This window comes from Croceivirga sp. JEA036, assembly GCF_011882165.1.
Lineage (GTDB): Bacteria > Bacteroidota > Bacteroidia > Flavobacteriales > Flavobacteriaceae > Croceivirga.
The window spans coordinates 113170-134548 of sequence record NZ_JAATON010000003.1 but is presented as its reverse complement, the minus strand read 5'-3'; the positions used below and the strand labels follow the sequence as shown (position 1 = coordinate 134548).

The following is a 21379-nucleotide window of genomic DNA, read 5'->3' as shown; positions in this document are numbered from 1 at the left end:
ATGTATTATTTTGTCTTTTGTTCATATCTTAAATCGTCTATTCTAACATCAATATCTTTGGTGTCTTTTAGCGGTTCAATTACGATTCTACGATTACCATCTACTTTAGTTAAAAATGTTTCGGAACTGTTTTTGCCCTTAACTTCGAAAAAATCGTTTCCTGGATACCATTTTAAAAGAGAATCTCTAACTTGAGGCAAGAGCTTTTCTGCCTGCAAATCCTTATTCCACATAGACCAACCACTATGGTAAAATTTAAAATCCATCCCTGTCATAATTTGGTCTTTATCAAAAATACCGTAGAAGAGCATTACAATACTAGATGTTGCGCTGTCTTTTGGAGATTTGGGCAGTATATATTGTACAAAACTGTTTTGTGGTCCCTGTGAAACTTTTTGCTGGTTGTTTAATTGCCAGCACTGATTAAAGAACTGTTGTTTTGTTTGTCCAAAAGTAAAGTCAAAAAAAAGACTGTCATAGATTTTACCAGTTGCTTTTTCCTCCAACACTACTTGTTCGTATTTGGATTTCTTATCGCAACTAACCAGAATTACAACAGATAATGTAAACATCAACAAGCTATTTCTTAACATCATAAAACATTACTTTTTGATTATTTAAAAAAACTGTCAAGCGATTTTTAATCCAAGCAAAATCTCTTATTTGCCCTTTAATTTGAAGAGATATAGGTTTGCCATCTAGATTACCGTTTTTAGTGCCAAATATAACCCAACCTCTAGAAGCATCATAACTACCAAATTGAGGTTTAACTAAAAATTGATTACCTCCAAAAATTAAGTCCTTTTCCCCATCTTCATCAATATCAATTGCCTTTATGGTATATATAGGACTTAATTGTAAGGGTTGCGGTAGTGTTTGGGCAGTAAATTTATCACCATCATTTATAAATAAAGTGCTTTCTAAGGTAGTAAGGCTTAGATTTCTTGCATTCTTTAATACCTCTGGACTAAAAAATTGACTTATATCTGTATTTGCGTAGTCCTTGTAGTATACAAATTTCTTTTTTAATGAGGGTATTTGTGCTATAAGCTCATCTTTATCTACAATGGGAAAGTATAAGCCATTTAATTCTTTGCATATAATTTGTTCTACAAATCCATTATGGTCAAAGTCTCCAACATACATTTTCATATCGTTGGAAAAAAAGTTGTTCGTGCCTATATTTCCGGCCAATAAATCTAAATCGCCGTCTTTGTCTACATCTTGCAGGAATAAGGATGTCCAAAGGCCATTCTGTTTAGCTAGGCCATAAGTACTCGTAGCGTCCTTATAAAATTCATTGGCGTAAAGGAATATTTTAGGAGACATCCATTCACCGGCGGCTACAATATCTAATTTTTGATCATCATTTATGTCTTGTAAAAGCAATGATGTAATCATCCCAATGTCTTTTAATTCTTTGGGTGATTCTACTGTAAATTGGCCATTACCGTTGTTTCTTAGAATGTAAATTGATCCTGGTAAGCCATAGGTGGCGGTAATAAAACGCTCACCTACCACTAGGTCTATATCACCATCGTTATCAATATCTCCTTTGGCAATAGCTCCTGTATTTATTTTTTTTGGAAACTTGGGTTGTAACTTACTTTTTGTAAAACTATTCTTGTCGTTTAGGTATAATACGTCATCTAGTTCAGTCGCTTGGTTAGCAAATGCTTTTCCACCGTGGCCCACGTACAAATCTTGGTCCCCATCATTATCTGCATCAATGAAAATGGCTTTAGTTACCTCTGATCTAATGTCGGACTCAAAAAAAGTAGTATTTTCCAAAAAGTCTTTTGCACCATTGGAAAGAAATAGGGAGGATGATTGAAATTTTGCCCCTCCAACGAATACGTCTGTAATACCATCTTGGTTTAAATCTGCAGTGGCTACACCCGGACCTTCATTGCTATACATTTGGGGTAATAACCTTTCTTTATTAAAGTCTGAAAATACATTTTCTTTGTGCTTAAACGCAAATAAAGAATCCGCGGGAATTAGAATGCGTTCTTTGTTGGTTGGTGGTAACTTGTTTATATCTAGAATGGTATGTTGCTCTTTTTGTATTGTGAGTTGTTTTAGGTCCCAATTTAAAGCATGAGCCGTTAAATCATTGTTTGGCCAAACAATATAAAGGCTATCTGCCAATTCTTCTTTTTTCGTGCTAACTAGTATGGTACTAGAAATACTACTTTGAAAACCTTTCGTAATATAATTGTCTTCTAGTTTAATAGTAGTGCCATTTTTTCGAAAATAAAATTGAGCTCCTATAGCTTGATTGTTGTCGCCATTCTGCTTTAACGAAAGCCTTAAGGTATTGTTATGATTTTTGCTAGTGTTTTCATAGACAAAAGAAGGCATGTTTACGTTATTAACTACCAAATCTAGGTCTCCATCATTGTCTAAATCAGAATAAACACTGCCATTGCTAAAGCTAGGTTTGTCTAATCCCCACTTTGTATTTACAGAAGTAAAATTCAATCCACCATTATTTTGAAACATTTGGTTAGGTACTGCTTGGCTAGGCATGGCATCAATTAATTTTTTGATAACATCTGGTTCTTTATTTCTTATTTTTTCTGAAATGGCTTGGTCATTTGCTTCAAATGAAAGGTAGTCTCTATCTAAAAGGTCTTTATAAATTCCATTTGATATAAATACATCTTTTAGGCCATCGTTATCGGCATCAAAAAAGAGTGCGCTCCAACTCCATTCTGTAGCGGCTATTCCAGTAGCCCTACTTATATCAACATAGTTTTTGTTGCCTAAATTGGTTTGTAAGGTGTTCCTGGAAAATTGGTTAAAGTATCCTTTTTTTACAGCTAGTTGCTGTTTATCCCAGTTTTCATAAATGGTCTTTGTTTTTCTTCGCTCTTCAGTTAAAGGTAGCATTTCTGTTACTACTAGCTCTGGTTTTAAGTCGTTATTCAAGTCAGCTAGGTCCGCACCCATGGAACCCATGGATATGGATGAAAAGTAGGTTTCTAATTGTTCGGAAAAAGTACCATCTTGTTTGTTGATATATAAGTAATCTCTTTCAAAAAAATCATTAGATATGAAAATGTCTGTCCAATGATCATCATTAAAATCTCCAAGGGTAATTCCTAATCCGAACCCTATGTTACTTGTGTAAATACCAACCTTTTCAGATGCTTCAATAAATTTGCCACCATCATTAATAAAAAATTTGTTTCCATTACCGGTTATATCCGGAATGGTTCTTTGGTCTTTTATAAGGTCGAAACCGCCCACCGCTTTTAATGAATTATTAAGTAAGTAGCAGTCAAGATCCCCATCTTTATCATAATCAAAAAATGAAGCTTGCACGGAAAGGCCTTTCACTGCTAAACCATATTTTTTAGCCTCCTCCTTAAAAGTTAGGTCTCCCTGGTTAATAAACAACTCGTTAGCGCGGTTTGTACCTCCTGGCGGTCCTGCTTTGCAAACATAGATATCTTGTAGTCCATCTCCGTTAACGTCTACAATGGTTGCACCTGTAGACCAAATATTATTACATGCTACACCTGCTTTTAGTGTGATATCTTGGAAAGTAAAGTTCCCTTTATTTAGATAGAGTTTGTTGCCTACTTGATTGCCGGTAAAATAAATATCATTTAAGCCATCATTATTTATATCGCCTATAGCAACGCCTCCACCATTATAGAAATTCCTGTATAGATAAGGATTGAAATCCTCCGTATAGGTTAACTTGTTATTAAAGTAAATACCAGTTACATTACTGTCCTTTAATATGAAAAGTGAATCTCCTTTAGTATGGTTTTGGTTTTCCTCTTTGTTGCAAGAAGTAAATAGTACTATTAAAAAGGATAATAATAAGAGTCTGCTCATTTATTGGAGTAAAAAAAGGGTTGTTCTATTGAACAACCCTTTAAAATTACTAATTAAGATTCTGTTTAGTAGCCTGGATTCTGTGTTAGGGTACCATTAGAAGCATTAATTTGATCTTGTGGAATAGGGAAAATCGTTTTACTAGCATCACTAGCACCTTTTTCCCACCAAGCTTCTCCGTATTTCCCAAAACGGATTAAGTCAGTTCTTCTAGCAGATTCTTGGAACATTTCGTGGCCTCTCTCTTCTAAGAATGTATCTGCATCCATAGTGGTGGCAGCAGGTAAACCTGCTCTTTCTCTTGTGATGTTCACATCTGGTAACGCCAAGCTCCAATCTCCTGCTGCTCTTGCTCTAGCTTCACCTCTAATAAGGTAGACTTGACCAAGACGGAAAAGAGGATAATCATTATTCATTTCTTGACGACCGAACAACTGTAGACTAAACTTAGCGGCTCTTACACCGCTCTGTCTAGGAGAGTTAGGTTCTAATTCACTGATTTCTGGAGTGTATTCTACAACAAGGGTTGGGTCATCAGAAGCATAATCTAATAACGCAGCACCATCAAAATCGGTTTGCGCTCCAGCTAAAAAGCTAGCTTGCTTTCTGGCATCAGCATCATCATAGCTATTATAAAACTCCTCTAATACTTGATAACCATTCCATGGCTGTTGGTCTAATGCGTAAGTAAGCTGAGTACTGTAGTGAAAGTTCATCTGGCTAAAGTTCATACCTGTAGCAGAAGTCTCATCATAGAAAATTGCCCAAATCAATTCTGGATTATATTGGTTGTTTGGTGCAAAAACAGCTGAGTATCCTTCTAAATTTTCTGGATCACTATCTACAGCTGGTCTTTTAGCTAAATTTGTCACCGTACAACCTTCGCCACATATTTGGTAAGGTCCATTATCTATTATATAAGATGCAGCCCAATCAGCTTCATTGTACATAGCAGTACCCGTGTAAACTTCAGCATTTAGGTATAATTTAGCTAATAAACCCAATGCAGCATACTGATTGATTATATACGGGTCAGCATCTGTACCTAGGGCACTTCCTGATAAATCCATGGAAGCTGTAACCGCAGTTATACCCAAGACATCTAGCAATTCGCTCTCTACAAAATCATAAACTTCTTGTCTGGTGGCTTGAGGAGCATCACCAGTAGATGAAGTAATTATTTTAACACGACCGAAAGTGTCTAGTAGCCTCCAATAAAATAATGCTCTGATTGTTCTAGCTTGTGCTTCTTCAGCAGCAGTTAGGCTACCCTCTAATGCTAAGTTTGCTTCAGAGATACCAGCATAAGTTTCTGTCCACATGTTATTTAATGGACCGTTGGCGGACCCATAGGTGTGTCTATGCATACGCAACCAAATACCACCATCAAACCAGTCACCACCTTTTTGGCCAATGGCCATTTCGTCAGAAGAAACGGTTTGTACGGAATAGTATCCTCCATGATTGGCAGAACCACCTCTTAATCTTCCATAAGCTGCTTGAAGCGCGGCAGGAACTTGTCCGCCACCTTCAGTAGCACCTTCTATTACTTGAACACCATTATCAGAGAATTCAGTGGTAAATTCATCTTCTAGTGTTTCATCTAAATCGGTACACGAAACTCCTAAAAGCAAGGCCCCGACAATATATGTTGATCTTATAATTCTTTTCATTGCTTTTTTTTTAGAAATTAATGTTTAATCCTAAGGTAAAAGTCGTACTTGTAAAGTAGTTATATCTACGGTCTACCCCAGGAGCAAGTACTTGTGGTGTACTTGTATCCAAAACAGCACCATTGTCTACTGGTCCAAAATCTTGTAATGAAGGCTCTGGATCTGTACCCGTATAATTGGTGATTGTCCATAGGTTTTGGCCAGCAATAGAAATTCTTGCTCCTTTTATGTAATCTAAACCTAAGTCTAAGTTGTAACCAATTGATAAGTTATCTAATCTAAAGAAACTTGCTTTTTCTACATAGTAAGAGCTAAATTGAGCTGTTCTAATATCATCTCTGGCTAGGTCTGTGTTGACAAAATTGTAAGAAGACTGAGACCCGATTCTTGGTTCGTAGAAAGCTCTAAAGGCATTCACCAAGCTGTGACCAAATGCTCCTCTCCAGAACATGTTTACATCCCAGTTGCCCATTTGAAATTGGTTAGTCCAACCTAGAGTAAAATCAGGTAAACCTTTACCCAGCACTTCAAAGTCGGCGTTTTCTGCTAAAGCATCTCCTTGGGCAGTAACCAATTCACCGTCACCATTTAAATCTACAAGAATTGGAGAACCGTTAGCGTCTACTTCTCCAGAAAATCTAGGACCCCAAATTTGACCAACTTCTTCACCTTCTTTAACTAAAATAACGTTGGTGTCATTTTGACCAGGAGCACCTAAATTTGCTATAGTTCTAGTACCTCCAGTGTTTTCTTCTAGTGTAGATTTATAGGTAGAGAAGATTAAACCAGAATTGTAAGACATATCATCGTTTTTGATAACGTCATAGTTTAGGCTTAATTCAATACCTTTTGTATTTAATTCACCACCGTTTTGGAATTGTGTACTGAAACCTTGGTTTGCTGCAGCATCTATATTTACTTCTGTAATGAAGTCTACAACATCTCTATTATATAGGTCTAAAGTTGCGGACATTCTATCCATGGCAAATTCGATACCGAAGTTAAGTTCTCTTTTTTCTTCCCATTTTAATCCAGGGTTTGGAGCTCTTGTTCCTAAACCTGTTGCCGCAGAACCAAATCCGTTAGGACCGTTGGCTACACTAAAGGTTGTTTGAGACAAACCAACGTTTCTTGGAGTTGCTCCTGTTACACCGTATCCAACACGAGCCTTTAACAGGTTTACGTTATCTAATTCTAAGTATTTGTTAAGGTCCGCACCTACAGCTATAGATGGGAAAAGACCCCATTGTTCATCTGCACCAAAACGGCTAGATCCTTCTCTTCTCAAAGACGCATTTAAAAATATAGCGTCGTCAAAAGTGGCATTAGCTCTTGCAAAGAAGGCGATAATTCTGTCATCATCATTTCTGTAGCTGTTTGCTTGAATACGCCCAGCCTCTAATAAATCTTGTGACACTTCAATAGCATTACTAAAATCAAAGTCAACGCCAGGAGGGAAATCTCCTATTTGTAAGTAGTAACCATTGCTATCAAACTCTTGGAAAGAGTATCCACCAGTAACTCCTAGTTTGAATTTTTCTGAGAATTGCTTATTAAAGTCAACGTAAAATTCTAAGGAACGGTTGTTGTTTTCAAATGTGGTAAAATCTGCTCTTCCTTTTCTAAATGGACTTACAGCGTTCCCGCGAAAGAAACTAGTTGTAGGGTAGTATTGTCTATTAGTACCATTGATTTTTTGTTCACCAGCCGTTAAGGTTGCGGTTAAGGCATCGCTAATGGTGTATTTAAAGTCAAGAGTATAATTTAATGTGTTAGTAACACCAGTATTCTTATTTTGTTCAATTAGAGAAACAGGGTTAAAGCTGTCAAAGAGACCCAAAGTTTCAAAATAACCTCCAAATTGTGGTGAATTGAAAGCGAAAGGGGCATCAGCTCCAAATACAGGGGCAGTAGGGTTATACACAACTGCATAACGTAATGCTTCATTAAATCCAAAATCACTCTCTCTGTTTGTTAGTGCAGAGTTGAAAGTAATCCTAAGTTTATCATTAAGAATTTTTCCAGTAAGCTTTGTTCTGGCATTAAATTGTTGAAATCCGCTATTCTTTAAAATACCTTCAGTATCTCTAAAGTTCAAAGAAACACGGTAATTGGCATCTTCAGAGCCCCCAGTAGCAGCAATATTATGTACTTGAGTGATAGCATTGCGGGTTACCTCGTCCCTCCAGTCAGTATCACTACCCAAATCTGTTCCTCCGGCTGCCAAAAATTCTTCACGGTTCATTAATTCGATTTGGTTAGCTGCAAACTGAGAGGAGAATTGGCCGTTGTAGTTAATTTTAAACGGTTGGTTTGCACCACCGGATTTTGTTGTAACTAGTATTACCCCAGCAGAACCACGTGTTCCATAAATTGCAGCAGCGGAACCATCTTTTAATACAGTAATATTTTCAATATCACTCGGATCAACATTTTGTAAAGATTGACCTAAAACTCCATCAATTACCACAAGTGGTTCAGCATTACCACCAACGGTAGAAATACCTCTAAGTCTAATTACAGGAGTATCATTTGGATTTCCACCTTTATTAACGATGTTTAAACCAGCAACTTTTCCTTGTAATAGTTGTGTTGGTTCATTAATAACACCTTGATTGAAATCTTCCGTACTTACACTGGTAACTGCAGTAGTAATTTCTTTTCTTACCTGCGTACCATAACCTACAATCACCACCTCATCTAACGCTTGAGCATCTTCTTGAAGGGTCACATTAATGGTAGACTGACCACCTACGGCAATTTCTTGGGAAGAAAACCCAATATAGCTGAACACTAAAGTGGCGCCGCTATCAACATTATTCAAGGTGTAATTACCATCAAAATCTGTTTGTGTACCGTTTGTAGTACCCTTTACCAAGACACTGGCACCGGGTAACGGTCCATTAGCATCCGACACTGTACCGGACACCGTCTGAGCCTGTATGGACCCAAAGCAAACGAATGCTCCAAGCAGTAACAAGCTTTTTAGTAGCGTAATCTTCATAGATAATTAATTTTTAAGTTTAGTTAATTTTAAGAGTTAAACATATATAAAATTTATGTTAATATGTGCACCATGGGCATGAAAAATCTTACGAAATCGGTTTCGTGTTGACAAATTGATCATATTTAAGGGTATTGCAATAATAAATCTCTTTAATTATGCATTTCATATAAGTTGAAGGCTCAATTTACGGTTTTATTAAAAATGAAGGTAAGAAATAGCTTACTTTTTTGCAATTTTATGTTGTTTTAAATTGTAATTCCTACACTTATTTTAAGCAGAGGCATATGTTAAATTTACAATTAGAACTATCTTTATAGGAATCTAAAAATTAGCACAAATTGAAGAAAAAAATAACCCTAAAGCATATTGCCAAAGAATTAGATGTTTCTATATCTACCGTTTCTAAAGCGCTAAAAAATAGTGAAGAAATAAGTAGAGATACTAAAGAGAAAATCCAAGCTTTTGCCAAATTATATAATTACAGGCCTAATAATATTGCGGTAAGCTTAAAAAATAAGCGAACTAAAAACATTGGTGTTATAATCCCAGATATTGTGCACCATTTTTTTGCAACGGTGATAAGCGGTGTAGAAAAGTACGCTAATAGTTTGGGCTATAATGTAATAGTTTGTCTTTCTGATGAATCTTTTGATAAAGAGGTGATTAACATGGAAATGCTTGCAAACGGTAGTATCGATGGTTTTATCATGTCGTTATCTTCAGAAACGCAACAAAAAGGAGATTATAATCATATCAAGGAGGTAACAGAACAGGGTATTCCCTTGGTATTGTTTGATAGGGTTACAAATTCGGTGCAGTGCGATAAGGTTATTATAGATGATCAATTAGGCGCTTACAAGGCTACCAAAAAGTTGTTAGATATGGGTAAAAGAAACATTGCTCTACTAACTACCGAAGATTATCTAAGTGTTGGCTCAGAAAGAACCAGAGGTTACTTGCGGGCCCATGCGGATAGTAATATTGCAGTTAACGATAAAAATATCTTTAAAATGCCGACCATGGAGATGGAGGAGGCGTTAATTCGTGATTTTATCGCAAACATCACTCTGGATGCCTTACTATGTGTAAACGAAATTTTTGCTGTTTTTGGTCTAAAAGTAGTCAAGGAATTGGGTATGAAGGTGCCAGAAGAAGTATCGGTTATAGGGTTTACAGATGGTTTGCTTTCTAAATATTCCAATCCTTCCTTAACTTCAATCGCACAACATGGGGAGAGTATGGGAGAAACGGCGGCAAAGATGTTAATAAAGCGTATAGAAGATGAATCCGAGGAGGAGGAATATTTTCAAACTAAAATTATAGAGCCCACGCTTATTGAGCGAGAGTCTACCTAAAAGAAAACTACTAACAACTACATAACTAGAATCATGAATCAAGATTACATTAAGGCCAATCCCTGGTCCATTATAGAGGAGGGTTTTGACAAGGAGCGCGTGCAATCTTCAGAAAGTTTATTCAGTATTGGTAACGGAGCTATGGGGCAACGTGCCAATTTTGAGGAGAATTATACGGGAGAAACTTTTCAGGGGAGTTACATAGCCGGAGTATATTATCCAGATAAGACCAAAGTTGGATGGTGGAAAAATGGTTATCCTGAGTATTTCGCCAAAGTATTAAACGCTCCTAATTGGATTGGGATAGGAATTTCGGTTGATGGAGAGGAGCTAGATTTAAATACATGTACCGATGTAAGTGGATTCAGAAGAGAATTGAATATGCAAGAAGGGTGGTACAAGCGTCAATTTAATGCTACTCTGGCCAATGGTATAGCAATTACTGTAACTACTACCCGTTTTCTAAGTTTAACTATGGATGAGGTTGGAGCTATTTCATATAATATCACCCTAAATAATAAGGATGCAAAGGTTGTCGTTTCTCCATATATAGATTCGGGTATAACCAATAGGGATACCAATTGGAACGACCAGTTTTGGAATACAACAAGTGTAAAGATTAAGGATAATAGAGCTTTTATAGAGGCACATACCTTAAAAACTAATTTTGCTACTTGTACTTTTATGCAAACCAATGTAGCAGTAGAGGGTGCGGAGGTAGTTTCAGAGGATTCTGAAAGCAAGGAAACGTCTGCTTCTCTTAGTTATATTGCAAATGCTAAAAAAGGAGAAACCGTATCCATTACTAAGTTTGGTGGGTACACAGTATCTACTAACCATAAGGCTTCTGCGTTGGTAGACGCAGCTAATTCGGTTTTAGATAGGGCTACAGAAATTGGTTTTGAACAACTACTAGAAGACCAAAAACAAGCGTGGGCCAAAATATGGAGTATGAGTGATATTACTATTGATGGCGATGTAAAGGCGCAACAAGGTATTCGCTTTAATATTTTCCAACTAAATCAGACCTATTTAGGTACGGATTCTAGGCTAAACATTGGACCAAAAGGTTTTACAGGCGAAAAGTATGGTGGTAGCACCTATTGGGACACGGAAGCTTACTGTTTGCCGTTTTACATGGCTACCAAAGACCAAACAGTTGCTCGTAAACTTTTAAAGTACCGTTACAACCAACTAGAGAAAGCTATTGAGAATGCAGAGAAATTAGGGTTTTCTAATGGAGCTGCATTGTACCCAATGGTAACTATGAATGGCGAAGAATGCCATAACGAGTGGGAGATAACCTTTGAGGAAATTCACAGAAATGGGGCGATAGCTTTTGCTATTTTTAATTATTACAGATATACAGGAGATTACAGTTACATTCCAGAAATGGGCTTAGAAGTACTCATAGGTATCTCAAGGTTTTGGCAACAGCGTGCTAACTACAGCGCACAAAAAAAGAAATATGTTATACTTGGAGTAACGGGGCCTAATGAATATGAGAACAACGTAAATAACAACTGGTATACCAACTACTTGGCAAAATGGTGCATAGATTATACGCTAGAACAGATTGCTAAAGTTAAGGAAGGATACCATGAGGACTATGAGCGTATCATGGGGCATACTAAACTTACGGACAACGAGCTAGACCAATGGAAAAAAGTGGCAAAAGACATGTATTTTCCGTTTGATGAGGATTTGCAAGTGTACCTACAACAAGATGGTTTCTTAGATAAAGAAATGGTTCAGGTAAAAGATTTACCGCGTTCAGAGAGGCCCATTAACCAAAAATGGAGTTGGGACCGTATTCTACGTTCACCTTACATAAAACAAGCAGATACCTTACAAGGCTTCTACTTTTTTGAGGACCAGTTTACCCAAGAAGAATTAGAAAGACACTTTGATTTTTATGAGCCATTTACGGTACATGAGTCTTCTCTGTCTCCATGTGTGCATAGTATACAAGCAGCCAAGCTAGGGCGTATGGACCAAGCATATACCTTTTACCTAAGAACATCTAGATTAGATTTAGACGATTATAATAAAGAGGTGGAAGAAGGATTGCATATCACCTCCATGGCTGGGACTTGGATGAGTATTGTAGAAGGTTTTGGTGGTATGCGCGTTATAGAAGATAAGCTATGCTTTACGCCACAAATACCAAAAGAGTGGGATGCCTATTCTTTTAAAATTAATTTTAGAGATAGAATTATTAAGGTGACCGTATCTAAGGAAGGTTCTTCTTATGAGCTTACAGGGGATGAAGAAATGTCTATCCGAGTACATGGTGAACGTGTAGTTTTACAACCGGGTAAAAATGTAGCGGTATAATGAAGTTGAGCCGAGTAGTATTGGTATTGCTTAGTCTTATTATGGTATCTTGTGTAGATAATAAAAAGAACACACAGGAGCCTTCTCCTAACACGTCTAAACGTATGAAGAAGAAAGTTGTTTATCAAGTTTTTACAAGATTGTTTGGTAATACCAATACTACTAATAAGCCCTGGGGCACCTTAGAAGAAAATGGCGTAGGTAAGTTCGCAGATTTTGATGCTACTGCTCTTAAAGCTATTAAAGACTTAGGAGTTACTCATATATGGTATACAGGGGTGCCTCACCATGCACTAATAAATGATTACACGGCTATTGGTATTTCTAATGACGACCCAGATGTAGTAAAGGGCAGAGCAGGTTCTCCCTATGCTGTGAAAGATTATTACAATGTAAATCCAGATTTAGCGGTAAATCCAGCAAATAGATTACAAGAGTTTGAGGCTTTAATTGAGCGTACGCACAAAGAGGGGCTTAAGGTATTAATAGACATAGTTCCCAATCATGTGGCTCGTAAATATGAAGGGCTAACTAATCCAGAAGGGATTGATAGTTTTGGAGCAAAAGACGATACGTCTGTTGCCTATGCACGTGATAATAACTTTTATTACTTGCCGGGGGAAGCTTTTAAAGTACCTGAATGGAAGAATAATTATGCCCCGTTAGGTGGGTCTAAGAATAAAAATTCTGACGGCGGTTTTGTAGAAGTCCCGGCTAAATGGACAGGCAATGGCTCTCGCTTGGCACAGCCAGATTTTAATGATTGGTATGAGACTGTTAAGGTAAATTATGGTATAAAACCAGACGGGACCAGAGATTTTGATTCCTTACCAGACGGTTATGCCAATATGGATTACAAAGCGCATTTTACCTTTTGGGAAAATAAGGACGTGCCAGATTCTTGGGTAAAATTTAAAGATATCGCTGTGTACTGGTTAGAAAAAGGTGTGGACGGATTTAGGTTTGATATGGCAGAGATGGTCCCCGTAGAGTTTTGGAGTTATATGAATAGTAGCATCAAAATGAAAAAACCAGACGCATTTTTATTGGCAGAAGTGTACAACCCTTCGTTATACAGAGAATACCTGTTTAAAGGAAAGATGGATTATTTGTATGATAAAGTAGAGCTGTACGATAGTCTTAAACATATTATAAAAGGTTACGGTTGGACGGATCATATACACACCGTGCAATCTGGTATGGCAGATATAGAACACCATATGCTTCGCTTTTTAGAAAATCATGACGAGCAGCGAATAGCAAGTCCAGAATTTGCAGGAGATGCCAATTTAGCGAAACCAGCCATGGTGGTTTCTGCTACCTTAAGTACTGCACCTACCATGATATATTTTGGTCAAGAAGTTGGAGAAGATGGTTCAGAAGATGCTGGTTTTGGCTCGCCCTCTAGAACATCAATCTTTGACTATATTGGTGTACCTGCACATCAACGTTGGATGAATAACAAAAAGTTTGATGGAGGCCTATCTACAGATAATGAAAAGCAGTTACGCGATTTTTACAGCAGACTTTTAAACTTCACCATTAATAGTGATGCTTTAATGGGCCAATACCAAGAAATACACTATTACAATAAAGAACATACCCCAAGTTATGACCATCGTATCTATAGTTTTGTGCGTTGGTCAGCAACAGAAAAGCTTATAATTGTTTCAAATTTTGATGCAGAAAAATCATACGACATCAACTTAAAGCTATCTCCAGATGTAGTTGAAAAGTGGGACTTAGATAATGGTGAAATAGCTTTAAAAGAGCAATTGTATGGTCAATTTAATCCTTCGCTTAAAATAGAAAATAGGGTTGGTTATATACCTTTACAAATAGCGCCACTACAATCCTTTATTTTTAAGTTGCCCTAAATAGGTTTCAAATTGTATTTTTAGGGACTGACTAAAACCTTATTATGAAACTAGTATTAGGTGGTATTGCTATGGCAATACTTTTGATTTCTTGTGATATGCAAACAACCAAACCATTAGTTATTGGGCACCGTGGTGCTATGGGCTACGAAACAGAAAACACCTTGGCCTCTGTACAAAAAGCAATGGACATGGGGGTGGATATGATTGAGATTGATGTTTTTAATATTAAAAGTGGCGAAACTGTTGTTTTTCATGATAAAAAGCTAGACCGTCTTGGTAATGCTGGGGGTAATATAGAGGAGTATAATCTGTACGATTTAAAGAAGGTTATTTTAGATGGTAATCATCGCATTCCTTTATTGCAAGATGTATTAAAACTGATAAACAATAAGGTGGCTTTGAACATAGAATTGAAAGGTGATGGTACTGCCAATAGAGTTAATTTTATTACAGATTACTACGTTAAAAATCGGGGTTGGGAGTGGAAAAATATAGTCATATCTAGCTTTAACTGGGAAGAACTACGCAGGTTGAGAAAATTAAATCCTGAAATTGCTATCGCGGTTTTAACGGAAGAAGACCCAGTGGCTGCAATTGCTGTGGCAAAGGAGTTAAACGCAGTCGCTATTAATCCCTATTTTGAGGAATTAACACAGGAGAAGGTAGACAAAATACAATCAGAAGGTTTTAAAGTATTTACGTGGACGGTGAATGAACCAGCAGCTATTAAAAAAATGCAGGAGTTTGGCGTGGATGGTATTATTACCAATTATCCAGACCGCGTAAACTAATGTTAGATGTTCTTATCGTTGGTGGTGGTGCTTCTGGCTACTATTGTGCCATTCAAACGGCATTAGTCAATCCGCATCTTAGTATTGCCATCTTAGAACGGGGTAAATCCGTACTTTCTAAGGTTAAAATTTCTGGTGGTGGTCGCTGCAATGTTACCCATGCTGAGTTTAATCCAAAAGAACTCACCAAAAATTATCCTAGGGGAGAAAAAGAACTTCTTGGGCCTTTCCATAGTTATATGACTGGTGATGTTATGCAGTTTTTTGAAGAACGCGGAGTTGCCTTAAAAATTGAATATGACGGTCGTATGTTTCCAGCTACCGATAGTTCGCAAACTATCATAGATTGTTTTGAGGCAGAAGTAGCTAGGTTGGGCATACAGGTACTCAAGAATAGTGCAGTGAGGCAATTAAAGCAATTAGATAGTGGCGAATGGCAGGTGCAAACCATGAATAAAGCATATCAAGCTAAAAAGATGGTTATTGCAACAGGCAGTAATCCTAAAATGTGGCAGTTAATAGGTCAGTTAGGGCATACTATTGTTGCTCCAGTTCCCTCACTTTTTACGTTCAACATAAAAGATGAACGTATTAAAAATCTTCAAGGTGTAGCTACTAATGCTCAAGTTTCAGTACGTGAAACAACCAGTCCAACAATAGAGATTAAAGGCTTAAAAAGTAAAAAAAAGAATAACAGTTTGTTGGAGGAAGAAGGGCCGGTCCTAATTGCGCATTGGGGACTAACTGGGCCAGCCGTATTGCGGCTTTCTGCTTGGGGTGCTAGACAATTAAATGCGTTAGATTATAGATTTACATTAGTAGTAAATTGGCTGCCAGAATACAGTACGGGTTCGCTTTTACAGTTTCTAATGCATTGTAAAGAACTAGAGCCTAAAAAAACGATACTAAAGTCAAAGGTGCTGCCCTTACCTAAAAGATTATGGAACAGTTTGGTCCATGCAGCTGGGATTTTACCTGCCGAAACGTGGGCAGATGTTAATAAACTGAAGTTAGAATTACTTAGTGAGCAAATAACAGCCTGTAACTTTAAAGTAGCGGGTAAAAGTACCTTTAAAGACGAGTTTGTAACAGCTGGCGGGGTTGATTTAAAAGAAGTAAATTTTAAAACTATGCAAAGTAAAATGGTCGATAATCTTTATTTTGTAGGCGAGGTATTGAATGTTGATGCCATCACAGGTGGATTCAACTTTCAGCATGCTTGGACAAGTGCTTATTTGGCCGCGCAAAGTATTGGTAAGTCATTTTAAGCGATTGTTTTAGGTTATTCACTTTGTCATTTACGGCAAGACATTACACGTCTTGCATTAAGAATAGCTATCTTCCGCTCAATAATCAATTTTATGAAAAAATATATTGTCTTTTTAAGAGGTATTAATGTCAGTGGGCAAAAGATGATAAAAATGGCTGATTTAAAATTGGCATTAGCACCAGAGTTTGAAACGGTCATTACTTATATACAGAGCGGGAACCTAGTGGTAGAAAGTGGATTGTCACCTTTAGAAATACAACAAAAAATAGGCGCTATAATTCAAAAAAAATATGCCTTTGAAGTTCCAGTAATCGTAATTTCTAGTAGTGATTTAAAAACTATTTTAGACAACAATCCTTTTAAGAATCAAGAAGAAAAAAATCTTTATTTCTGCTTACTAAAAGAAAAACCGGATTCGGATATAGAGAAAAGGTTTAAGCTGTTGGCCTTTGAAAATGAAGAGTTTTATATGACAGCTAAATGCATCTATTTAAATTGTTACAAAGGTTATGGTAGAGCCAAGCTCAACAACAATTACGTTGAACAGAAATTAAAAGTGGAAGCAACGACCCGTAATTTAAAAACAATGCTCAAGATGCTAGAATTGAGCGCTTAATTAAGCTCCCAAATCTTATAGTTTAGTAGCGTTGCAAAAAGTACCCAAGCAAAATAGGGTATAAGTAAATAGGCTGCTTTTTTAGACACTACTTTAAACCATTTAAAAGTTAAACCTATTAGCACGAGTAATCCTAAAATGATGGCTAAAGCCAGAGCTGGACTTTTTAATCCAAAAAAAACCATACTCCAAAGTGCATTAAGGAGTAGTTGAAAGCCAAAGTGATACAATGCCGTTTTTACCCATAAATGGTGAAAACCCTTACCCCAAACAATACCAGCGGCAACTCCCATAAGAATATATAGTATTGTCCAAACGGGTGCAAATAGCCAATTTGGTGGGTTAAAACTGGGCTTGTTTAAGGTCAAATACCAATCATTAACGGAAGATTGTGTAGCTACACTAGCTAAAAACCCTATAAACAAACATAAGATAACGGCAATCGCAATTTTAAGTATGCGTTTCTGCTTCATGAAAAGGTATTTGTACTAAAATAGTAATTTATTTCATTTGTAAAATAGGCTTCATTTTTACAACTAGTATATTTGCTAAAACGCTATTCGCATGACGGAAAAGGATTTTATTCCACAATCAAATATTAGCTATCCTAAAGAGGGTAGAATCGGCTATAAGGCACCCAGTAATATTGCTTTGGTAAAATATTGGGGTAAAAAAGAAAATCAAATTCCGGCGAATCCTTCTGTCAGTTTTACATTAGATGCCTGTGCCACAAGAACGGTAGTTACTTTTAAAGAAAAAACTCCTGCAGATGAATTTTCTTTTGATTTACTATTTGAAGGAAAACCAAAAGAAGATTTTAAACCAAAAATTGAAACTTTTTTTAATAGGGTAGCGGTCTATTTGCCTTATTTAAAAAAATATCATTTTACGATTGATACGTCTAATAGCTTTCCGCATAGTAGTGGTATTGCTTCTTCTGCGAGTGGTATGGCTGCTTTAGCACTATGTCTATTAGAAATTGAGAAGATGGCGGATGCAACAAAAGAAGATAGTTATTTTGATAAAAAAGCATCCTTCTTGGCTCGTTTAGGCTCTGGTAGTGCCTGTAGAAGTATTAAAGGAAGCTTAGTGCAATGGGGAAAGCATGGTGGTTTAGAAAGTAGTACGAACCTATTTGGAGTACCTTATCCGCATAAAGTGCATGAAGTTTTTAAAACCTATCATGATACAATTCTTTTAGTACACAAAGGACAAAAAACAGTAAGTAGCACGGTGGGGCATAATTTAATGAATGGGCATCCTTATGCAAACAGTAGATTTGTACATGCACATACTAATTTAGATGCTTTAGAAGCAGTTTTTGCAAGTGGCGACTTAGAAAAATTTATTGGGATTGTAGAAAGCGAGGCACTTACCTTGCACGCAATGATGATGAGTAGTACGCCTTATTTTATTTTAATGATGCCCAACACCTTGCAAATTATTAATGCTATTTGGGACTATAGAAAAACTACTGGGACACCAATTTGTTTCACCTTAGATGCAGGGGCTAATGTTCACGTACTTTATCCTGAGGATTACAAAGAGCAATCGATTGCATTTATTCAGGAGCAGTTGGTGCAATACTGTGAGAATGGACACTATATTTGTGATAAAGTGGGGCAAGGCGCAAAAAAGTTAGATTTGAAATAATTTTCTTACAGCTCTTTACGTTAAAGAGTTCGGAAAAAATGGGTTAGAAGTCATACTAAACCATAAAAACAATTATTTTTGTTTAACTTTAAAAGCATTTAGCTTTAACAGATAGCCGGTATGGCATTTAAAATTATGAAAGGACCATTATTTTATTCTAAGATTTTACTCTTTGGTGAGTACGGAATCATTAAGGATTCCAAAGGACTTTCTATTCCCTATAATTTTTACAAGGGGGCGTTAAAATCGGCAGTAGAATTGTCTGTAGAAGCTAAAAAATCTAATCAAAGTTTACAGCGTTTTGCGAATTATTTGGAGGAACTACAATCCGAAGATTTGGTAATTTTTGATATGGATTCCTTAAAAGCAGACATTGCTGCAGGCATGTATTTTGATAGCTCTATACCACAAGGTTATGGTGTTGGGAGTAGCGGTGCTTTAGTCGCGGCTATTTATGATAAATATGCACAAGATAAAATAACGGTTTTAGAGAATTTAACGAGAGAAAAATTACTGAAATTAAAGACCATTTTTGGTAAAATGGAGTCTTTTTTTCACGGTCAGAGTTCAGGCTTGGACCCTCTAAATAGCTACTTAAGTCTGCCCATACTAATTAACTCCAAAGATAATATTGAATCTACCAGTCTACCTACACAAAACAAAGAGGGTAAAGGAGCAGTTTTTTTACTAGATAGTGGAATGGTAGGCGAGACAGCTCCAATGGTTCAAATCTTTATGGAGCAAATGAAGAATGAAGGCTTTAGAACCATCATAAAAGATAAGTTTGTAAAACATACAAATGCATGCGTGGACCATTTTCTTAATGGAGACATCAAAGGTCTTTTTGGTCACGTAAAGCAACTTTCCCACGTAGTATTAGACAATTTTAAACCCATGATTCCAAAGCAGTTTCACCAACTTTGGCAAAAAGGTATTGAGTCTAATGAGTATTACCTAAAACTTTGTGGTTCTGGTGGTGGCGGCTACATATTAGGCTTTACAGAAGATATAGAGAAGGCAAAAAAAGCATTGCAAGGGCACAAATTAGAGGTAGTCTATAATTTCTAGAGAATAGGCATGTTGAATAGGCGGAATAAGCTCCTACTTTATAAGTTATTGAGTCTTTTTTCCGTGGTCAGGGGGTATAATATTTTAATGATAACCCTTGCCCAGTATTTGGCTTCTATTTACATTCTTGCTCCAGATAGACCACTTAGGTCGGTAGTTTTTGATGTTAATCTTTTTTTAATTGTCACAGCATCTGCTTTAGTTATTGCTGGTGGCTATATTATCAATAATTTTTACGATGCAGAAAAGGATTTAATTAACAAGCCCACCAAAAGCATGTTAGACCGCTTGGTGAGTCAGAAATTTAAGCTAACTACTTATTTTGTACTTAATTTTGTCTCTGTTGTTGCGGCAAGTTACATTTCCTTTAAGGCCGTACTATTTTTTTCGGCCTATATTTTTGGCATTTGGTTGTATTCTCACAAATTAAAGCGCCTGCCATTTATTGGGAATTTGGTATCAGCAACCTTGGCAATTTCTCCTTTTTTTGTGGTGTTTGTGTACTATCAAAATTTTCAATTGGTCATTTTTGTACACGCCATTTTTCTTTTTTTACTCATTCTAGCAAGAGAAGTCATTAAAGATTTGGAGAATCTGGCAGGGGACTTGGCACAAAATTATCGTACAATCCCCATTCTATACGGCACAAAAAAAGCGAAGATGCTCATCGCATTACTCATCTTACTTACCTATATCCCAGCTTTTCTTCTAGTTAAAAAGTTCATAGTGGGCCATATGTATATTTACTTTTATGCCTGTATTGTTCTTTTTGCTGTTTGCCTTTTTGTACTTTACAAAGCAAAGGAAAAAAAGCATTTTGTCTGGTTGCACAACATCCTTAAATTTATCATAGTTGTAGGGGTATTTAGTATCCTATTAATCAATGTAGATTTGTTCCTCAACCGGATTATATGAAAGACTCCATTTTAAAAGTAGCCCTCGCACAAATAGCGCCAGTGTGGCTTAATAAAGAAGCAACCTTAAAAAAGGTAGTGACCACCATAGAAGAGGCCGCTACAAACGAGGCAGAATTAGTAGTATTTGGTGAGGCTTTTTTACCAGGATATCCGTTTTGGTTAGCTTATACTGATGGAGCTGCTTGGGATTTAAAGGTTAATAAGACTGTACACGGACACTACGTAGCTAACGCAATACAAATAGAAGCCGGTGATTTAGATGAGGTTTGTACAATAGCTAAAAAACTTAAAATTGCCGTTTATCTAGGAATTATGGAGCGCCCACAAGACCGCGGTGGTCACAGCATTTATTGTTCATTGGTATATATTGATGCCAATGGGGTGGTACAATCTGTACACCGTAAATTACAGCCCACCTATGACGAAAGGCTAACGTGGGCACCAGGGGACGGTCATGGATTGCGCGTACATCCGCTTAAAAAGTTTACTGTCGGTGGCCTAAATTGTTGGGAAAATTGGATGCCTTTGGCAAGAGCCTCATTATATGGTCAAGGAGAAAATTTACACGTTGCCGTTTGGCCAGGCAACCTTAATAATACCCAAGATATTACACGCTTTATAGCGCGGGAATCTAGAAGCTATGTTATTTCTGTTTCGTCTTTAATGCAAACTAAAGATTTTCCTAAAAACACCCCTTTCTTAGATACTATTCTAGAAAAAGCACCAGCCGTATTGGGTAATGGTGGTTCTTGCATTGCAAGTCCAGATGGTGAATGGTTAATAGAGCCTGTTGTAGATAAAGCAGGACTTATTTATGCCGAATTAGATTTTGAAAGAGTCTACCAAGAAAGGCAAAATTTTGACCCCGTAGGGCACTATTCTAGGCCAGATGTTACCAAATTAAGCGTAAATAGAGAACGGCAATCTACGATAGAAATTAAAGACTGAAAATCCTTGTGA

The 21379-nt window shown here is 36.8% G+C and carries 15 protein-coding genes; 10 read left to right on the top strand and 5 right to left on the bottom strand.

The genetic code is table 11. The features are described 5' to 3' along the window. Positions 1 to 5: 5 nt before the first annotated feature. The 4 genes from HCO57_RS09065 to HCO57_RS09050 all read right to left on the bottom strand — a co-directional run bounded on the left by HCO57_RS09065 (position 6) and on the right by HCO57_RS09050 (position 8529). Positions 6 to 596, bottom strand: coding sequence for a hypothetical protein (locus HCO57_RS09065; protein WP_080319252.1), 591 nt, complete (start codon positions 594 to 596; stop codon positions 6 to 8). Then, a complete protein-coding gene (locus HCO57_RS09060) occupies positions 580 to 3852 on the bottom strand; it encodes an FG-GAP repeat domain-containing protein (protein ID WP_167988779.1) in 3273 nt (1090 codons plus the stop codon). The genes HCO57_RS09065 and HCO57_RS09060 overlap by 17 nt, the downstream gene beginning before the upstream one ends. A 65-nt stretch (positions 3853 to 3917) precedes the next feature. Then, a complete protein-coding gene (locus tag HCO57_RS09055) occupies positions 3918 to 5525 on the bottom strand; it encodes a RagB/SusD family nutrient uptake outer membrane protein (protein WP_136950644.1) in 1608 nt (535 codons plus the stop codon). A gap of 10 nt (positions 5526 to 5535) precedes the next feature. Next, the gene (locus tag HCO57_RS09050) at positions 5536 to 8529 is read right to left on the bottom strand and encodes a SusC/RagA family TonB-linked outer membrane protein (RefSeq protein ID WP_167988778.1); all 2994 of its coding nucleotides are present in this window, start codon (positions 8527 to 8529) and stop codon (positions 5536 to 5538) included. A 341-nt stretch (positions 8530 to 8870) separates the two neighbouring features. Here HCO57_RS09050 and HCO57_RS09045 point away from each other — a divergent pair, with 341 nt between their 5' ends. The 6 genes from HCO57_RS09045 to HCO57_RS09020 all read left to right on the top strand — a co-directional run bounded on the left by HCO57_RS09045 (position 8871) and on the right by HCO57_RS09020 (position 16781). Beyond that, positions 8871 to 9887 carry a LacI family DNA-binding transcriptional regulator gene (locus HCO57_RS09045; protein ID WP_136950646.1) on the top strand — a complete coding sequence of 339 codons (1017 nt, stop codon included), beginning with the start codon at positions 8871 to 8873 and terminating at the stop codon, positions 9885 to 9887. A gap of 33 nt (positions 9888 to 9920) precedes the next feature. Then, the gene (locus HCO57_RS09040; protein ID WP_167988777.1) at positions 9921 to 12224 is read left to right on the top strand and encodes a glycoside hydrolase family 65 protein; all 2304 of its coding nucleotides are present in this window, start codon (positions 9921 to 9923) and stop codon (positions 12222 to 12224) included. Further along, positions 12224 to 14101: an alpha-amylase family protein gene (locus HCO57_RS09035; RefSeq protein ID WP_167988776.1), complete on the top strand. Its 1878-nt coding sequence runs from the start codon at positions 12224 to 12226 to the stop codon at positions 14099 to 14101. The genes HCO57_RS09040 and HCO57_RS09035 overlap by 1 nt, the downstream gene beginning before the upstream one ends. Before the next feature lie 44 nt (positions 14102 to 14145). Further along, positions 14146 to 14895, top strand: a complete 750-nt coding sequence (locus HCO57_RS09030; protein WP_245167574.1) for a glycerophosphodiester phosphodiesterase — start codon at positions 14146 to 14148, stop codon at positions 14893 to 14895. After that, the gene (locus tag HCO57_RS09025) at positions 14895 to 16163 is read left to right on the top strand and encodes an NAD(P)/FAD-dependent oxidoreductase (protein ID WP_167988775.1); all 1269 of its coding nucleotides are present in this window, start codon (positions 14895 to 14897) and stop codon (positions 16161 to 16163) included. The genes HCO57_RS09030 and HCO57_RS09025 overlap by 1 nt, the downstream gene beginning before the upstream one ends. A 93-nt stretch (positions 16164 to 16256) precedes the next feature. Then, positions 16257 to 16781, top strand: coding sequence for a DUF1697 domain-containing protein (locus HCO57_RS09020; protein ID WP_167988774.1), 525 nt, complete (start codon positions 16257 to 16259; stop codon positions 16779 to 16781). Here the strand turns inward: HCO57_RS09020 and HCO57_RS09015 are convergent. Then, positions 16778 to 17254 carry a TspO/MBR family protein gene (locus HCO57_RS09015; RefSeq protein ID WP_167988773.1) on the bottom strand — a complete coding sequence of 159 codons (477 nt, stop codon included), beginning with the start codon at positions 17252 to 17254 and terminating at the stop codon, positions 16778 to 16780. The two genes, HCO57_RS09020 and HCO57_RS09015, sit on opposite strands and share 4 nt — an antisense overlap. Positions 17255 to 17345: 91 nt before the next feature. Between HCO57_RS09015 and HCO57_RS09010 the strand changes: the two genes are divergently transcribed. The 4 genes from HCO57_RS09010 to HCO57_RS08995 all read left to right on the top strand — a co-directional run bounded on the left by HCO57_RS09010 (position 17346) and on the right by HCO57_RS08995 (position 21367). Next, a complete protein-coding gene (locus tag HCO57_RS09010; protein ID WP_167988772.1) occupies positions 17346 to 18434 on the top strand; it encodes a diphosphomevalonate/mevalonate 3,5-bisphosphate decarboxylase family protein in 1089 nt (362 codons plus the stop codon). Positions 18435 to 18569: 135 nt separating this feature from the next. Beyond that, positions 18570 to 19502, top strand: coding sequence for a mevalonate kinase (locus tag HCO57_RS09005; protein WP_167989102.1), 933 nt, complete (start codon positions 18570 to 18572; stop codon positions 19500 to 19502). Between the two features lie 9 nt (positions 19503 to 19511). Then, entirely contained in the window at positions 19512 to 20417 is a 906-nt protein-coding gene (locus HCO57_RS09000) for a geranylgeranylglycerol-phosphate geranylgeranyltransferase (RefSeq protein WP_167988771.1), read from the top strand. Beyond that, on the top strand, positions 20414 to 21367 hold the full coding sequence (locus HCO57_RS08995) for a carbon-nitrogen hydrolase family protein (protein ID WP_167988770.1): 954 nt from the start codon (positions 20414 to 20416) through the stop codon (positions 21365 to 21367). Before HCO57_RS09000 ends, HCO57_RS08995 begins: the two co-directional genes overlap by 4 nt. The last annotated feature ends 12 nt before the right edge of the window (positions 21368 to 21379 follow it).

Excerpts from the sequence above, each read along its gene's own strand:
- HCO57_RS09065 (WP_080319252.1), bottom strand. The coding sequence starts at position 596 with ATGATGTTAAGAAATAGCTTGTTGATGTTTACATTATCTGTTGTAATT.
- HCO57_RS09060 (WP_167988779.1), bottom strand. The coding sequence starts at position 3,852 with ATGAGCAGACTCTTATTATTATCCTTTTTAATAGTACTATTTACTTCT.
- HCO57_RS09055 (WP_136950644.1), bottom strand. The coding sequence starts at position 5,525 with ATGAAAAGAATTATAAGATCAACATATATTGTCGGGGCCTTGCTTTTA.
- HCO57_RS09050 (WP_167988778.1), bottom strand. The coding sequence starts at position 8,529 with ATGAAGATTACGCTACTAAAAAGCTTGTTACTGCTTGGAGCATTCGTT.
- HCO57_RS09040 (WP_167988777.1), top strand. The coding sequence starts at position 9,921 with ATGAATCAAGATTACATTAAGGCCAATCCCTGGTCCATTATAGAGGAG.
- HCO57_RS09035 (WP_167988776.1), top strand. The coding sequence starts at position 12,224 with ATGAAGTTGAGCCGAGTAGTATTGGTATTGCTTAGTCTTATTATGGTA.
- HCO57_RS09030 (WP_245167574.1), top strand. The coding sequence starts at position 14,146 with ATGAAACTAGTATTAGGTGGTATTGCTATGGCAATACTTTTGATTTCT.
- HCO57_RS09025 (WP_167988775.1), top strand. The coding sequence starts at position 14,895 with ATGTTAGATGTTCTTATCGTTGGTGGTGGTGCTTCTGGCTACTATTGT.
- HCO57_RS09020 (WP_167988774.1), top strand. The coding sequence starts at position 16,257 with ATGAAAAAATATATTGTCTTTTTAAGAGGTATTAATGTCAGTGGGCAA.
- HCO57_RS09015 (WP_167988773.1), bottom strand. The coding sequence starts at position 17,254 with ATGAAGCAGAAACGCATACTTAAAATTGCGATTGCCGTTATCTTATGT.
- HCO57_RS09010 (WP_167988772.1), top strand. The coding sequence starts at position 17,346 with ATGACGGAAAAGGATTTTATTCCACAATCAAATATTAGCTATCCTAAA.
- HCO57_RS09005 (WP_167989102.1), top strand. The coding sequence starts at position 18,570 with ATGAAAGGACCATTATTTTATTCTAAGATTTTACTCTTTGGTGAGTAC.
- HCO57_RS09000 (WP_167988771.1), top strand. The coding sequence starts at position 19,512 with ATGTTGAATAGGCGGAATAAGCTCCTACTTTATAAGTTATTGAGTCTT.
- HCO57_RS08995 (WP_167988770.1), top strand. The coding sequence starts at position 20,414 with ATGAAAGACTCCATTTTAAAAGTAGCCCTCGCACAAATAGCGCCAGTG.